Source organism: Syntrophus aciditrophicus SB, assembly GCF_000013405.1.
Classification (GTDB): Bacteria; Desulfobacterota; Syntrophia; order Syntrophales; family Syntrophaceae; genus Syntrophus; species Syntrophus aciditrophicus.
Genome location: NC_007759.1, coordinates 1596278 through 1611429, shown reverse-complemented (window position 1 = coordinate 1611429; position 15152 = coordinate 1596278). Strand labels below are relative to the sequence as shown.

Below are 15152 nucleotides of genomic sequence, written 5' to 3'. Positions count from 1 at the left end.
CATGCAGGTTCACCATAACTTCTTCATTTCCATGCAAAAACCGAAGAGTCAGTCCTCCAAACCGGTCGGGAAGAGAAGGGCCGAGGATAATCCAGGTCTCTATCTCCATATACCCTTCTGTGAAATCAAATGCCGATACTGTGATTTTTTTTCTGTAACAGAACTGAGCAGGATTACCGATTTTCTGGATGCGATTTGCCGGGAGATGAACCTCCGCGGCAAAGTTTTTAAATTCTTTGACACGCTTTATATTGGCGGTGGCACTCCTTCAGTTTTACGCCCGGATCAACTGAACCGTCTTCTTGAACATCTCCACCAGCACTTTAAAATTTCCAAAGAGGCGGAAATTACCCTGGAAGCAAATCCGGCGGATATCTCGGTTTCCGTGATGAAAGAACTGCGCTCACTGGGAATCAACAGATTGAATATCGGGGTGCAGTCCTTCGACAACCATATCCTGGAATTTCTGGGCCGAAGGCACAACGGCAGGCAGGCAATCCGGGCCATTGAGGCATCCCTTCAGGCCGGTTTCGGCAATTTCGGAATTGATCTCATTTATGGAATTCCCGGACAGAAACGCAATACATGGATAAAGACTCTGGAACAGGCGTTAACCTTTCAGATTCCGCATCTATCCTGTTATCAGCTTACGGTGGAACCTGAGACACCTCTTGGGCAATCTTACAAAAAGGGCCTTATTCTCACGCCGGATAATGACGAACTTTTTGAATTATTTATGGACACGTCGGAATTTCTTGAGAAAGCAGGATATTGTCACTATGAAGTTTCCAATTTTGCCCGCGGAGACTCCCGAATATCCCGTCATAATTCGAAATACTGGCATCATATTCCTTATCTTGGGCTCGGTCCCTCCGCTCATTCCTTTGATGGAGAGAAGCGCTGGATGAATGTTCGATCTTTGGAAGATTATATCCAGCGTCTGAATCAAGGCAAACTGCCCATGGAGTTCTGCGAAAATTTGACCAGGGAGGAACTGCAATTCGAGGCTCTTTTCCTCGGGTTCCGTACCAGCGCGGGAATAGATCTTGACGATTTTGAAGAGAAATTCGGATGGAATCTATGGTCTGTAAAGGAAAGGGATTATGAACTGCTTCTTGATGCAGGACATCTGAAAATCGTGAACGGCCGCCTCCAGCCAACCCGGACCGGTATGGCCCTGGCCGACAGCCTGGCCCTGCTCTAACAGGAGGAAAAACTTAATTCATATAACACTGGGCAGGGAAAGAAAGATGGAAGGGTTTCAAAATCCTGCCATCTCTCTTTCCGTAACCCTGCAGTTAAAGTTAACGATCACACTCAAAAAATTGGCTTACTTCCTCATTGATTTCTTGAACATTGTGTCAGCCTGCTCAGCCCTCTCCTCGGCGGCTTTCGCTCTTTCCTCGGCGGCTACCGCTCTCTCCTCAGCCATCTTGGCGGCCTCGGCTGCCTTGATCGCTGCCTCGTTGGCATCCTGAGACGCCTTCAACGCCTGATCAGCTTTCAGATTAATCTGCTGTTCCTGAGCCTGCACTTTCTCTAAGTCGCCCTTCGTTGCACAACCCACCAAAGTCATAGAGAGGAAAAACATGATTGAAATCATCCAGACACTTTTCTTCATCCTCTAATCACCTCCTTTTTGTTTATTTTACCGTATGAAAATGACTGTTAAGAATTCCTCGAAGCGCTGATTATTTCGACCCCTTTTCATAATCTCAATAGAAATACGATCAGCACATTGTCCATTTTTTCCAGGACTCCCCAATTTTTAAAGGAAGATACGACATTCTATGTAATTTTGCCACAATTATCTCACGCCCCTGCATGTTATTGTATTCCTGTATTATTTAAATTGCAACGATGAACAGAAAAAACGTCATCAACTATCACTTGCCCGCAGGTTCAATTAAAATGCCTTTGATGTCCAAATCGATTTTCAAACGTTTGACTGCATCTCTCGCATCAGTGAGGTTATTGAAAGGACCGGCAATGACACGATAGCTTTTGCCCTTTGATAAAATCCTTGCCGGGATTTGCGGCCCCTGGTGGTTTATGATGGCAGCGATCCTCATCGCGTTTGTTCGATCGCTCTGGTCAGCAGCCATGACATACCACGAATCCACCTTCAGCTCCGGTATTTCCGGCCTGCCATACAATTTTACCGGATGGGCGACTTCTATCGTTTTCAAAGCGCCGTCGGCATTTTCCTGAGGGGGACCAGATATGGGAACAGGAATTCCCCGTGCCTCGGTCAGGACTTCCCCAACCTTTTTCCAGTCAATCTTCCGAGCCGATTTTCTTTCAGCAGTTTTCAGTTTTGCATATATCCTGTTTAATTCAGCCGCGGCAGAGTTCTCCAATGAGGGATGGACTTCCATGTAAACAACACCATTACGCTGACCGACCAGATATGGCTGGTTAACGATGGATACACGTGTATTAACCGGGGTGTTCTCATACAGTTTCTTTATGTGTTCCGGATAGAGTCTTATGCAGCCATTGGTTGCATTGAGACCGATGCTGGCCGGTTTATTCGTTCCATGAATCAGATAACTTGGATTACTCAAATACAGTGCGTATTCACCCAGGGGATTATCAGGCCCCGGAGGAACTTTAGCGGGAAGAATATCTCCTTTTTTCCGATGATCTTCAGCAATTGAAGCAGGCACATGCCATGTCGGACGGGCTGTTTTGCGCTGCACATACATTTGCCCCATAGGTGTCGGTCGTTCCTCAGAACCGATCCCGACCGGATAGGTGGACACTGTCAGGAACTTGCCGTCTCCTTTGAATTGAAAAAGTCTCATGGCGGCCAGATTGATAACGATGCCTTTCCTGGGAGCATCCGGCAGGATAAAACTCAGTGGCAGCATGATCCGTTCACCAGCCTCAGGTACCCATATATCCACACCGGGATTCGCTGCACTGATTTCATTGATTCCCAAACTGAAGTGTCTTGCGATGTCAGGAAGTGTATCCTCTTTTTCAAGCCTCATGTATATCAGCGGGCCGATGACATCGGCGTCTTTTGTGAGGGAAAAATCATTTCGTTCAATTCTTTCGTCCGGAACGCCTGAAGATGGCAGGGATTTAGCCGGAATGTTGTACAGTACGGCGCATCCATGGGAAGTTAAGATAAAGATAAATGCAACTGTTACAAGACGAAGTCTTTTGAATATGTTTTCAGGTTTAAAATTACGGTTCATGGGCCAAATAAGATCCAATTATTGTGATATGGTATTGAGGCATTTTATGGCAAAATGTGAACAATTGTACCATTTCGCACTAAACGGGCAATTTCCTCTATCTCTTCATTCGTAACGGCAATGCACCCTTTAGTCCAGTCATTTGCTGTGTGAAAATCTCCAATCCACGAAAAACCGTTCCTCAGACCGTGGATCATGATATTGCCACCTGGCGAGACACCCAAACGCCTTGCCCGTTTTCTGTCTTCGTCATTTGGATAGGAAATGTGAAGGGCGAGGTGATATCGGCTATCCCTGTTCCTTGAATCGATTATGTAGGTCCCCTCGGGGGTTTTGTTATCGCCCTGTCTTATTTTCGGACCGTCCGGGTTACCTCCCAGGGCTATCTTGTACATCTTGAGCACCTTGTCCCTTGCGATCAATGTCAATCTTCGTTTTCTCTTTTCAATCAGTATCCGGTCCGCCGGCATATTCGGGATTGCAGAAATCCTGTTTTTGAGTTCACGTTCAAGAGCTTCAATATTTTTTCTCAATGCAGCAACCTCATTATCCCTGCTCTTAAGCTCCTGTTCGAGAGTCGTAATCTGTTTTTGCAGAGCGATAATCCTTTTATCTTTTATCGCGACATTATCGACATGAGCGATCATCTCCACGCTGTCCTGTCTGTACCGGCTCTCCGGGTAATCCTTCAGGAGCTTCTGGAAACATTCCAGTGATTTCTGATAATCTTTCTGCTCATTTCCAGGGTATGCGTAAATAATACCCATCTCAAAAAGAACCCTGTCTCCTGCCGCCGGATATTTCTTCATTATCTGCTCATATTTACTCAGAGAGGCTATATAGTTTCCCTGACTGAAATATTCATTTGCTTCCCCGAAGGATGGCCTGGCCATATAGTGACTGCAGGCGCATATCAGAATCGGTGCTGTGATGACGCAGGCAAATAAAAAAGAGCGAAGCGCGCCTGTTCTGTTTCGCTTTTTATCCATTATACTCCTCGGCAGTCGTGTATATTTTTGATGAACGCAGAACCTGTCCGGTTCCTATTACTTATTTACCTCAAAAATAGCTACTTCATTACAAATTAGAATTTTGCATTTTTTGATTCTGGCGATTTGAGATGCTGCATGAGCCGTTGAGATTTAAAAACCAGCAGGACAGGAAGCAATTAAATTCAGACAAATGCTTTACAGTGACAAAAACGGCAATATTTCAGAGATTCTCCTGATGCCGCGAGTTTCCCTGTTTTGTTGCAACATCCCAGAATGGCGATTCTTCGTCGCCTGCCGGCTCCTCCAGAAATTTGCTCAGATATTCCCCTACATCCCGGAAATTTTCATAAGCAATGCAGGCCTTCCCGTTTTTACGGCATTTCTCGGAAAGAATGGGCTTCGCAAACACGAGATCGGCAATCATGGCCGGACAGACATCGGAATAACTGTCCCCCACATAAATAATCAGATCATAAAATTCCCGGTAAAAATTCAGAATTGTTGATTTGCAAGTTCCGCAAAGATGACAGCCGTTGCGGGGGGAGGGAAATTCTATGGACAGGGTTGCATTGCTCTGGAAGACAACCCTGTTGGAATAAAATTCGATTTCCTGCAGATCGTACTTACGAAGTACGGAAGCAATATAAAAATCCAGGCCGTCGGAAACTATCTTCAAGTCTATGCCTTTTTCTTTACAGGATTGGTAAAAGGGCTGAAAGTGAGGATCGATTTTTTCGTGATGCAGAGCATAGTCCGTCATCTCCCGCTTAGTTCCGTGGAATAAAGGCTGTATCTGCAGATAGGCAAGGCGCGAGCCGATTTTATTGGCACAGTATGCCCGATCGATTTCCCGCCATCCTTTTGCATAACGGTTCAAAATTTGATTTCCAATATCATTGAGGCAGGTCGTGCCGTCAAAATCACATAATATCAGAATTCTTTTGTCCATTTTTTGTACCGCCCTTTGACCCGTATTTACCTGATATGCTTCCAGACCATGCCCGCCCCCACCAGTATTAGTGACAGTGGCAAAACATAGGCTGATAATTCACCCAGGTGGAGATGCCCATTTCTGAGCAGAAAAAATCCGACCCCAACGGCGGCAATGATCCAGCCTCCAAGATCACCTAATCTCTTTATCAGTATTCCACCGCCGATCACGATCAAAAAAATGGGCCAGCTCCGATCAAATCCGAATGTTGTGGTTTTCTGCAGAAAAATGAGGATACCGAGGGCAATCAGAACCAACCCCCCTGTCAAAATGGCACTTTTGTCTTTCAATTTTTTTTCCCTATCCTATGCAGCTTTTACCTTTCCCTTCGGAGTCATTCTTTGTCTTTTCCTTTCAGGAAGGGACCGAAGAGGTCGATGGGAACGGGGAAAACCGTTGTCGAATTATTTTCTGCAGCGATCTGGTTCAGAGTCTGCAGATAACGGAGCTGCACAGATATGGGCTGGGTGCTCATCAGCGCTGCCGCCTCGATGAGCTTCTGCGCCGCCTGATATTCACCTTCCGCCGCTATGATCTTTGCCCGCCGTTCCCGTTCCGCTTCCGCCTGTTTGGCCATTGCCCGTTTCATCTCTTCAGGAAGATCGATATGCTTCACCTCGACAAGAGAAACCTTGATTCCCCAGGGATCTGTACTCCGATCAAGAATTTCCTGTAGTTGAAGATTGATTTTTTCTCTTTCAGATAGAATTTCGTCCAGTTCAACCTGTCCGCATACACTGCGGAGGGTGGTCTGGGCAAGCTGCGAGGTGGCATAAAGAAAGTTCTCCACTTGAATAACGGCCGAGTTTGCATCCATCACCCGGAAATAAACAACGGCATTAACCTTGATCGAAACGTTGTCGCGTGTGATCACGTCCTGAGGAGGTACATCCATGGTGATTGTCCGCATGTCGACCTTGATCATCCGATCCACAACGGGAATCAGGATAATCAGGCCCGGCCCTTTTACATCAATCACCCGACCCAGTCGAAAAATTACACCACGTTCGTATTCATTGAGAACCCGTATAGCCGACGCGAGAAACATGACGACCAGAACGACCAGAACAACAAGCGTATACATAATCCATCCTCCCCTGTTAATACAAATTATTTTTTCGTCACCTTTATTTTCATCCCCTCAACGCGCTCAACTCTGACTTTTTCACCTTTTTCAATCGGATGTTCGCTCCAGGAATCCCAGTATTCACCACGAATAAAGGTTTTACCGCTTTCATGGATATCAGTCAGGGCAATTCCTTCCGCGTCTATTAATTCATCAATGCCGGTATGTTTTTTTCTAACCTGCGCTTTGATAACCAGACTCACAATAAAAATGAAAAAAGATGAAGTGATGATCAAAGCCGGGATCATGACTTTCAGAGCAACCCGAAGTGCCGGTTCGGGGGAATCAAAGAGCAGAAGTGATCCCAGGAAAAGAGAAATGACGCCTCCCAGCGAAAGCAGCCCGTGGCTGATCACTTTAATCTCAGCAATAAAGAGAATCAGGCCGAAAAGAATCAGCGCAATTCCTGCGTAATTGACTGGAAGAGTCTGCAGCGCAAAAAAAGACATGATCAGCGAAATGCCGCCGATCACGCCGGGAAGAATCACCCCGGGATGAGCGAATTCAAAATAAAGGCCGGCCAGCCCGACAAGCAGAAGGATGTAAGCGATATTGGGATCGCTCAGAGTCGTCAGCACCTTCTGCCGGAGATTCATCTTCCGATCCCGCAGAATGCCGCCCTTGGTCTTGATGATCTTCACGCCGCCCTGGATCTGAACTTCCTGGTCATTCATCATTTCCAGCAGGGCATTCAGATCTCCGGCAACCCAGTCGACAACCCGAGTCTGCCGGGCTTCATCGGCTGGAATCGATTCACTTTTCCGGACTGCTTTTTCCACCCATTCGACGTTCCTTCCCTTCTGCCTCGCAATGCTCACGGCATACGCAACAGCGTCGTTTTCCACCTTTTCCATCATGACCTTGTCAGATCCGCCGCCAATGCCGATTCCTACAGGATGGGCCGCGCCGATGTTGGTTCCCGGCGCCATCGCCGCGACATGGGCGGCAATGGTGATGATCATTCCCGCTGAGGCCGCCCTTGCTCCTGACGGAGATACATAAACAATTACGGGTATACGCGCCCCGAGGATTCCTTTCACAATATCCCGCATCGCCAGATCGAGTCCGCCAGGGGTATCCAGGAGAATAATGAGGCCATCAGCCCCAGCTTTTCCCGCCGCATCAAGACTCTGAAGAATATAATCAGCTACAGGAGGGGTAATCGCTGCATTGATTCTGATAACGTCGAAGACGGGTTTCTTTTCCTCGTCATGGGCCGCAAAGCAGATTCCCAGGAGCATGAAAAAAATGAGCAATCCCGACAAAAAAGCAAAGATTTGACGTAAGCGTTTCATCCTGTTTTCCATTTATTGACCCGCTTCCAGAACTTTCATGATTTTCTGTACATCTTCCCAAACCTGCCTTTTTGCTCCCGGATTCCTCAGAAGATATGCGGGATGGTAGGTAGGCATCAGTTTAATTCCATGATAGTCATGAAACTGTCCACGAAGAACGGTAATAGGAATTCCCTTCTTTTTGAGAAGGGTCTGAGCCGCAAAGGTGCCCAGAGCGCAGATTATCCGTGGACGGATCGCTTCCAGCTGTCGGATCAGCCAGGGTTCACAAACTTCGATTTCTTCGGGCAGGGGATTTCGATTTCCCGGAGGACGGCATTTCAGGATGTTGCAGATATAGACATCCTCCCTTTTCAGTCCCATGGCATCGATAATTCTGGTCAGGAGATGACCGGCGCGTCCCACAAAGGGCCTTCCCTGAAGATCTTCGTCGGCGCCGGGCGCTTCTCCCACGAAAACCAGTTCCGAGTGGGGATTGCCTTCGCCGAAGACAAGATTTTTCCGCGTTTTTTCAAGGGGACAGCGATGGCACGCTTCCATGTCACGTCGAATATCATCCAGTGTTTCCAGGGGATTGTCCGCTGGACCGGTGATGTCGGAGGAGATCAACGATTCCTTCACATCTTGTTCATGCACCCCTGAGGCCAGCTTCATTCCGAGGAATGGCGATTTCTGATCTCCCTCCGCCGTCGTCCACGATAAAGGATGTCGAAGTTCCCACGCAAGCTCGATCTGGTTTTTTAAGGAACGGACCAGCGTGTACAATTCGTCTTTCAAGATATCCGATTCGTTCATCTCAATCACGACTCATTGGAGGTGGTCTTTATCGCCGGCGGTCTTCCACGAAGCAGAAAAAGGATCCCGCTCTTTTTCGGGATTGTTAAGCTGACTGTTCCGGATCTTCCTCACCTTGTCCAGGATGATCGCGGCCGCCTCGATCTTGTCCATGAGCGGCAGTTCCTGAAATTCTCCATCGCGGTCCAGGATACTGATGATATTGGTGTCGCCCTGAAAACCGGCGCCCTGCTTTGTCAGGTCGTTGGCAACGATGAAATCCATATTTTTTCCAACCATTTTTGCAATTGCATTTTCTACAAGATGTTCAGACTCCATAGCGAAACCGACAAGAATGCGGTTCTGCTTCTTCTTTCCGATCTCCTGAATGATATCAGGATTTCTTTCCAGTTTTACCGTCAGATCGTCGTCCTTTTTCTTGATTTTCTGTGGCTCCCGGACAGCCGGTCTGTAATCCGCCACCGCGGCGGCTTTGATCACCACCGTCGCTTCCGGCAGATTCGCAAGTACGGCATCCCTCATTTCCCGGGCTGTCGAAACTGATAGAAATTCAACACCTGAAGGAACAGACAAATGGGTCGGGCCGCTGACCAGGGTCACGGTCGCCCCCCTCCGGCGCGCAACCGTCGCGATGGCATATCCCATTTTTCCTGATGAATAATTGGTAATGAATCGAACGGGATCGAAAGGTTCCCTTGTCGGCCCCGCCGTTACAAGGATATGTTCCCCCATCAGGTCCTTTTCGGTTAACAGATATTCTATTTCTTCCATAATGTCAGGCACCTCGGGAAGCCGCCCCTTGCCCTCTGTCCCGCAGGCCAGTTCACCCGCTGCCGGAGATAGAATATGAAATCCATGAGAGCCCAGATCCTTGATTTTTTCCTGAACGATGGAATTTTCGAACATGTTGACATTCATTGCTGGACAGATCAGAACGGGCGCTTTTGCAGCCATGACCGTTGTTGTAAGCAGATCATCCGCGATGCCCGAGGCAATCTTCCCAATCACATTGGCCGTCGCGGGAACGATGACCAGAAGGTCCGCGTAATCCGCGAGGGCGATATGGGCAATCTCGAAGTCTTTGATGCAAGCAAACATATCAAGAAATACAGGACCACACGAAAGGGTCTGCATCGTCAACGGGGTAATGAACTCCGTGGCATGACGAGTCATGATCACTTTCACTTCCGCTCCGTTTTTAATCAATTGTCGAGTCAGTTCCGCCGCCTTGTACGCCGCTATACCCCCTGTTATTCCCAGAACTATTTTTTTGTCCTTAAGCATATTCTTTGTTCCTTTGATAAGTAATTGTAATCACGGATTATTTTTAATGTCAAAATATAGCAGTTCTATCCGGCAACTTCAAGAAATTAATCTTGTTGAGGAACCGAATGAATTTGGCCTTTCTCGCTTAACCCAACTATTGAGTCATCTCTTATTGCTGAATTCAAGCTTTCCGGTTTGCAATCTTTATCTTGACTTTTCAGGCAAGCTGCAAGAGAGTGACAAACCCGATTAAAACTATTCACGGCATATTCAAAGCTGACTGGCCTATTTACGGAAGTATCTGATTTGAAAAAGGTGTCCGCAGAGTATTTATATCCGAATGTTCTTCCCATAATATCGATAGCTTTCAAAAATCTTGCACGTAAAATGATGTAAACAAATATTTTTTGAGAATAAGAACCGGATTCCCGTCTCGTTTTTTTGAGACGAGGTCAATTCATCATATTAAATTGATCAAATGAACACCAACGTCCTTCTTATAAACCCCTGGATTTATGATTTTGCGGCCTATGATTTCTGGAGCAAGCCACTGGGGCTTTTATACATGGCCGGCATCCTCAGAAAAAATTCCATTGGCGTGCAATTGATCGATTGCATGAATCCCTGTCATCCCGGTCTCGATGGGGAGAAACATATCAAGAAACCCAGGAGGAAAGCTTTCGGCCAGGGACATTACCCAAAGGAAAGGATTCCAAAACCGGAACCGTTGCAGGATTTTCCGCGCAACTATTACCGCTACGGCATTACGCCCCGTATTTTCAGGCATGAATTGAATTCCCGCACTCCTCCCGATCTCATCATGATTACGTCCCTGATGACCTACTGGTATCCGGGGGTATTTGACGTCATCAGGATCGTCCGGGAAATATTTCCTGGCATTCCTGTTATACTGGGGGGCATTTACGCGACACTCTGCCCGGAACACGCTTTACAGTCCGGGGCGGATTATGTACTGACCGGGGAAGGAGAGCTGCAGATCCGTTTTATTATCGAGGACTTACTGCACCGAAAAATTGAATATCTTCCTGTTCTTTCGGAACTGGACTCGCTGCCCTACCCTGCTTTTGACCTGCTTCCGTATAAAGAACAATTACCCATAATGACCTCGCGCGGTTGCCCCTTTCGATGCACCTATTGCGCATCCCATATCCTGAACAGCAGTTTTCGAAGACGCTCCCCGAATCATGTCGCCGAAGAAATAACGTTCTGGAACCGAAATTTCGGAATTCGTCATTTTTCCTTTTATGACGATGCTTTTCTCATAAACTCCGAGGACACGGCTATACCCCTGATGAAGGAAATCATCCGCAGAGACTTGTCGTGCCAGTTTCATTGTCCGAACGGACTTCATCTGCGAACGATAACGGCAAAGATCAGCCGGTTGATGTATCGGTCCGGGTTCCGCACTCTGCGGTTCGGCTTTGAAACTTCAGATTTTGAACGACAGTTGAGAACAGGCGGAAAAGTCTCGAACGAGCACTTGCACAGCGCATTTTCCTATTTAAAAGAAGCCGGTTACGCGCCTCAGGATATCGGCCTGTACCTTCTCTGCGGTCTTCCGGAACAGGATGCCCGGGAGGTTGAAGAAAGCATTCGCTTTGTTCTTTCCCTGGGCGCCAGGCCCATCCTGGCGGAATTCTCGCCGATACCCGGAACAGCACTTTGGAATAAGGCTGTTGAAACCTCGAGCTACGATATCGCAAACGAGCCTTTATTTCACAACAATTCTCTGCTTCCCTGTAGGCATGAACACTTTTCCTGCGAAGATTACCGGAAACTCAAAAATACAATCAGGCGCGGAAGATCAGATACCTGATCTGACCCGACTTTTCCCATTGCTTTTCCAAAGCGGGCCCTCTTCCGGATTCCTGATGAACGTTTTGCGCCGTGTAAAGCCCGGCCTGAAAGACTGAGGAAAGCGATTATCATGAATTGCTGCTTTTCATGAAGGTGCAGACAAGGAGGACCACTAATGATCCTGGAGCATCATAAATTTCAGAGTTGCTGTTGAGCGGGATCGCTGATAAGATCCTGGATTCTATTTAACGATGGAGTTTGAATTTCTCGAACGCATGAACAACTGATAGCCGTACGTTTCACTCATTATGTACAAACCGGATAGTAAAGGGGGGATCCCGGTCTTGTCGGGATAAAACGGATTCATTATGTTTTTTTTCTGGCTTAAAACAGGAGTGGTCGGTTTTTGCTCCATCCTTTTTCTGATTATGGGAATAGACAATCTGTTCAACGCGTATTCTTTAACGCATCCTCAGACGTTTATTATGTATTTTTTTGCTTCAAATCTGATTATCCTGATCAGCCTGACAGGTTTGTTGTTTTCAGTTTTCCGCATCTATGATTTCATTAAAAACAAGGGGATAAAAACCCAATGATTTTTCCGAGACTTTCCCTTTTTTTCTCTGACTGCCTTAATGCAAAAGCCATCTCTGAGGCGCGGGTCTTCGCCTTTTCCCTGGCTTTAGTTTCCAGCCTGCTCTCTCTTCTTTTTTTCTCAGCATCCTGCTTTGCTTATGATCTGGAAAAGCAGGTTAAAAGATTTACACTTCAAAATGGGCTGAAAGTACTCATTGTCGAAAGAAATTTCAGCCCGACCGTTTCTCTGTATATCTGCCATAAAGTGGGCGCCGTCGACGAGCCAAGTGGAAAAACCGGGACCGCGCACTTCCTTGAACATATGCTTTTTAAAGGGACTCGAACGATTGGGGCAAAAAATTACTCTAAGGAAAAAACGATTCTTGATGACATTGCAAGGACCTTACAGGCACTGGACAGGGAAAGCATGAAGGGTGAAAAAGCGGATCGGTCAAGGATAAAATCTTTGAGCGACCAACTGGAAAAACTTGAAAACGATCATAGCGTTTTGTTTCATTCCAATGAGATTGACCGCCTTTATACCGAAAACGGAGCCGAGCGCCTCAATGCTTCAACCGGTCAGGATGTAACGACTTACCAGGTCAGTTTGCCTTCCAACAAGTTGGAACTCTGGGCGCGGATCGAGTCGGAACGGATGGTATCTCCCGTATTCAGGGAGTTTTACAGCGAACGAAAGGTCATCATGGAGGAGCGCAGGCAAAGCATCGAATCCGACCCGGATGGTAAACTTTTTGAGCAATTCATGGCCGCAGCCTTCATAGCTCACCCTTATGGCCGCCCCATTCTGGGATGGCCTTATGACATGAGCTATCTGAATATGCATGACCTGGAATATTTCCTGAGACGATATCACACTCCCGATAATACCGTCATTGCCGTGGTCGGCCATGTCGATCATCTTTCTGTTCTGCGGATTATCAGGAAATATTTCGGAGAAATCCCCTCCGGGGAAAGGCATTTTCATCCCGTTACGGCAGAACCTCCACAACTGGGGGAACGCAGAGTAAAAATTACTTTCGATGCCAATCCGCGGCTGATTATGGGATATCGTAAACCTTCGCTTCCCTCTTTTGATGATTATGTTTTTGATGTGATACAGACCATGCTTACGGACGGCAGGGTTTCACGCTTATACAGAACTCTTGTGGAGGAAAAAGCTCTTGCAGAGACTGTCTGGACGACAAATGGAATGCCGGGTGCCCGCTATGACAATCTTTTCACCATTTACGCCGCCCCCCGTTATCCTCATACGCTGGCCGAACTTGAAGTCGCCCTTGTCAACGAACTGGAAAGATTAAAAAAAGAACCAGTCGACCAACGAGAACTGGACAGGGTAAAAAACACAATCAAGGCCGACTTCATCAGAAGCCTGGATTCCAATGCAGCTCTCGCAGGAATGTTGTCATATTTTGAAACCGTTGCGGGTGACTATCGATACATCGTTCATCACAATCAAATAATAGATCGAATCACTCGCGATGACATTCTCAGAGTCGCTCAAAAGTACTTTACCGATAACAATAAGACAATCGCAATGCTTATCCCCCAAACCCCTTCCAGATAGACAGGATAGTTATCCATGAAAAATTTTATCGTGATCCTCTTCATGGTCTTCATTTTCAGCCTCGCATGCATGGAACCTTCTTCTGCATACCCTCTCCAGCCCGATGCTCCGCCCAACCCTGACTTCCTGCAATATTCTCCTTTACAATTCGAGCTTCCACAGGCCGAGAGAAAAGTTTTATCGAACGGGATCAGTCTGCACATTATGGAGGACCATGAACTGCCCCTGGTCAAAATTACTGCTCTGGTCAAAGCAGGGCATGCTCACGATCCCATCGGAAAAGAAGGACTTGCGGAATTGACCGGAAGCGTCATGCTGACCGGGGGAACGCAGTTCATGACCGGTAATGAAGTCGATGATTCACTGGCCTTTATGGCTGCGGAAATCCGTTCCCGTGTCAATCTGGAATATACGATCTTTACGCTCTCCGTGATGAAAAAGGATTTGGACCGGGCTCTGGAAATATTTTCCCAGATACTGTTGAAACCTGCGTTTGAACAGGGGAAATTGCAGATCGCCAGAAATCTCAAAATCGAAGAATTGAGACGCATCGCAGATAATCCTGACGATTTGGCCTTTCGCCAGTATCGGAAGCTCATATACAAAGACGACCCCAGAGGAAGGCTTTCCACCTTCGGATCCCTGGAAAAGATCGGCAGGCAGGACCTTTTGACTTTTCACAGTGAATTTTTTTCTCCCCAAAATACAATCCTGACCGTTTCCGGAGATATCACCGGCGCCGACGCCCTTGTGCAGCTGGATCAGCATTTCGGCGCCTTGCGGACAGGGAATCGCATCCTAAAGTCGCTTCCTCCCCCTGCCGGTGTGCAAGCCTCCTCCCTGTCGCTTCTTTCCAAAGAAACTCCTCAATCCATCATTATTTACGGCCATCTTGGCCCCGCCATCACGCATCCTGATTTTTATCCCTTTACCGTGCTTGATTTTATCATTGGAAGCGGCGGCTTCCGATCTCGACTGTTTCAGGAAATACGAACCAAACGCGGCCTCGCATACAGTTCGGGCAGTATTTACGCCGGCCGGAAAGATTACGGGATCTTTGAAGCCTATGCCTTTACAAAAGCGGGTTCTACAATTCAGGTCCTGAATATTATGAGAGATGTTATTAAAAAGATTCAGTCTGAGGGAATCACCCCTGAAGAAATACAATTGGCGAAAAGCGCTATTTCGAATAATTTCATCTTTACTTTCAAAACAGCCGATGATGTGGTTTTCCAGCAGATGATGCTGGAATATCTGGATCTTCCCTCCGATTACCTGGAGTCTTATCGAGAAAAAATTACGGCAGTCAACGCGACGGATGTAAAACGAATGGCTTCAAAATATCTTGATCTGCATAAAACCGTCATTCTGGTGGTTGGATCGGAGACAAAATTCGAAGCGCCTCTTTCATCCTTTGGAAAGTTCAACCGGGAAGAAATTTTTAAAACTGACTGAATCGTTTATGTTACCGCACCAGGGTTTCAAAGAAGGGTTATATGAAG

Annotated in this window: 13 protein-coding genes; 4 read left to right on the top strand and 9 right to left on the bottom strand. The window is 47.0% G+C overall.

The features are described from left to right. Position 1: 1 nt before the first annotated feature. A complete protein-coding gene (hemW, locus tag SYN_RS07440) occupies positions 2-1204 on the top strand; it encodes a radical SAM family heme chaperone HemW (protein WP_237671280.1) in 1203 nt (400 codons plus the stop codon). Positions 1205-1330: 126 nt separating this feature from the next. On the opposite strand, the gene SYN_RS07435 is transcribed toward hemW, so the two are convergent. The 9 genes from SYN_RS07435 to coaBC all read right to left on the bottom strand — a co-directional run bounded on the left by SYN_RS07435 (position 1331) and on the right by coaBC (position 9689). After that, entirely contained in the window at positions 1331-1621 is a 291-nt protein-coding gene (locus SYN_RS07435) for an Lpp/OprI family alanine-zipper lipoprotein (protein ID WP_011417459.1), read from the bottom strand. Between the two features lie 265 nt (positions 1622-1886). After that, positions 1887-3206, bottom strand: coding sequence for a L,D-transpeptidase family protein (locus SYN_RS07430; protein WP_041584859.1), 1320 nt, complete (start codon positions 3204-3206; stop codon positions 1887-1889). Positions 3207-3250: 44 nt separating this feature from the next. Further along, a complete protein-coding gene (locus tag SYN_RS07425; RefSeq protein ID WP_011417457.1) occupies positions 3251-4195 on the bottom strand; it encodes a L,D-transpeptidase family protein in 945 nt (314 codons plus the stop codon). 223 nt (positions 4196-4418) lie between these two features. Further along, the gene (locus SYN_RS07420; protein WP_011417456.1) at positions 4419-5147 is read right to left on the bottom strand and encodes an MtnX-like HAD-IB family phosphatase; all 729 of its coding nucleotides are present in this window, start codon (positions 5145-5147) and stop codon (positions 4419-4421) included. Positions 5148-5173: 26 nt separating this feature from the next. Next, positions 5174-5479 (bottom strand): LiaF transmembrane domain-containing protein, encoded by a 306-nt coding sequence (locus tag SYN_RS07415; RefSeq protein ID WP_011417455.1) that lies wholly within the window; start codon positions 5477-5479, stop codon positions 5174-5176. Between the two features lie 44 nt (positions 5480-5523). Next, entirely contained in the window at positions 5524-6273 is a 750-nt protein-coding gene (locus tag SYN_RS07410) for a slipin family protein (protein WP_011417454.1), read from the bottom strand. 26 nt (positions 6274-6299) lie between these two features. Continuing rightward, the gene (locus SYN_RS07405) at positions 6300-7610 is read right to left on the bottom strand and encodes an NfeD family protein (protein ID WP_148202520.1); all 1311 of its coding nucleotides are present in this window, start codon (positions 7608-7610) and stop codon (positions 6300-6302) included. A 12-nt stretch (positions 7611-7622) separates the two neighbouring features. After that, the gene (locus SYN_RS07400) at positions 7623-8405 is read right to left on the bottom strand and encodes a uracil-DNA glycosylase (RefSeq protein ID WP_083756468.1); all 783 of its coding nucleotides are present in this window, start codon (positions 8403-8405) and stop codon (positions 7623-7625) included. A gap of 12 nt (positions 8406-8417) precedes the next feature. Beyond that, entirely contained in the window at positions 8418-9689 is a 1272-nt protein-coding gene (gene coaBC, locus SYN_RS07395) for a bifunctional phosphopantothenoylcysteine decarboxylase/phosphopantothenate--cysteine ligase CoaBC (protein WP_011417451.1), read from the bottom strand. A gap of 460 nt (positions 9690-10149) precedes the next feature. On the opposite strand from coaBC, the gene SYN_RS07390 reads away from it, so the two are divergent. The 3 genes from SYN_RS07390 (at position 10150) to SYN_RS07375 (ending at position 15105) form a co-directional block, all read left to right on the top strand. Continuing rightward, positions 10150-11508 (top strand): B12-binding domain-containing radical SAM protein, encoded by a 1359-nt coding sequence (locus SYN_RS07390; RefSeq protein WP_011417450.1) that lies wholly within the window; start codon positions 10150-10152, stop codon positions 11506-11508. Between the two features lie 573 nt (positions 11509-12081). Next, positions 12082-13650 (top strand): M16 family metallopeptidase, encoded by a 1569-nt coding sequence (locus SYN_RS07380; RefSeq protein ID WP_011417448.1) that lies wholly within the window; start codon positions 12082-12084, stop codon positions 13648-13650. Positions 13651-13665: 15 nt separating this feature from the next. Next, positions 13666-15105, top strand: coding sequence for a M16 family metallopeptidase (locus SYN_RS07375; RefSeq protein WP_011417447.1), 1440 nt, complete (start codon positions 13666-13668; stop codon positions 15103-15105). The last annotated feature ends 47 nt before the right edge of the window (positions 15106-15152 follow it).

What these genes read in the sequence shown, in the direction of transcription:
- hemW (WP_237671280.1), top strand. Translation starts at nt 2, where the DNA reads ATGCAGGTTCACCATAACTTCTTCATTTCCATGCAAAAACCGAAGAGT.
- SYN_RS07435 (WP_011417459.1), bottom strand. Translation starts at nt 1,621, where the DNA reads ATGAAGAAAAGTGTCTGGATGATTTCAATCATGTTTTTCCTCTCTATG.
- SYN_RS07430 (WP_041584859.1), bottom strand. Translation starts at nt 3,206, where the DNA reads ATGAACCGTAATTTTAAACCTGAAAACATATTCAAAAGACTTCGTCTT.
- SYN_RS07425 (WP_011417457.1), bottom strand. Translation starts at nt 4,195, where the DNA reads ATGGATAAAAAGCGAAACAGAACAGGCGCGCTTCGCTCTTTTTTATTT.
- SYN_RS07420 (WP_011417456.1), bottom strand. Translation starts at nt 5,147, where the DNA reads ATGGACAAAAGAATTCTGATATTATGTGATTTTGACGGCACGACCTGC.
- SYN_RS07410 (WP_011417454.1), bottom strand. Translation starts at nt 6,273, where the DNA reads ATGTATACGCTTGTTGTTCTGGTCGTTCTGGTCGTCATGTTTCTCGCG.
- SYN_RS07405 (WP_148202520.1), bottom strand. Translation starts at nt 7,610, where the DNA reads ATGAAACGCTTACGTCAAATCTTTGCTTTTTTGTCGGGATTGCTCATT.
- SYN_RS07400 (WP_083756468.1), bottom strand. Translation starts at nt 8,405, where the DNA reads ATGAACGAATCGGATATCTTGAAAGACGAATTGTACACGCTGGTCCGT.
- coaBC (WP_011417451.1), bottom strand. Translation starts at nt 9,689, where the DNA reads ATGCTTAAGGACAAAAAAATAGTTCTGGGAATAACAGGGGGTATAGCG.
- SYN_RS07390 (WP_011417450.1), top strand. Translation starts at nt 10,150, where the DNA reads ATGAACACCAACGTCCTTCTTATAAACCCCTGGATTTATGATTTTGCG.
- SYN_RS07380 (WP_011417448.1), top strand. Translation starts at nt 12,082, where the DNA reads ATGATTTTTCCGAGACTTTCCCTTTTTTTCTCTGACTGCCTTAATGCA.
- SYN_RS07375 (WP_011417447.1), top strand. Translation starts at nt 13,666, where the DNA reads ATGAAAAATTTTATCGTGATCCTCTTCATGGTCTTCATTTTCAGCCTC.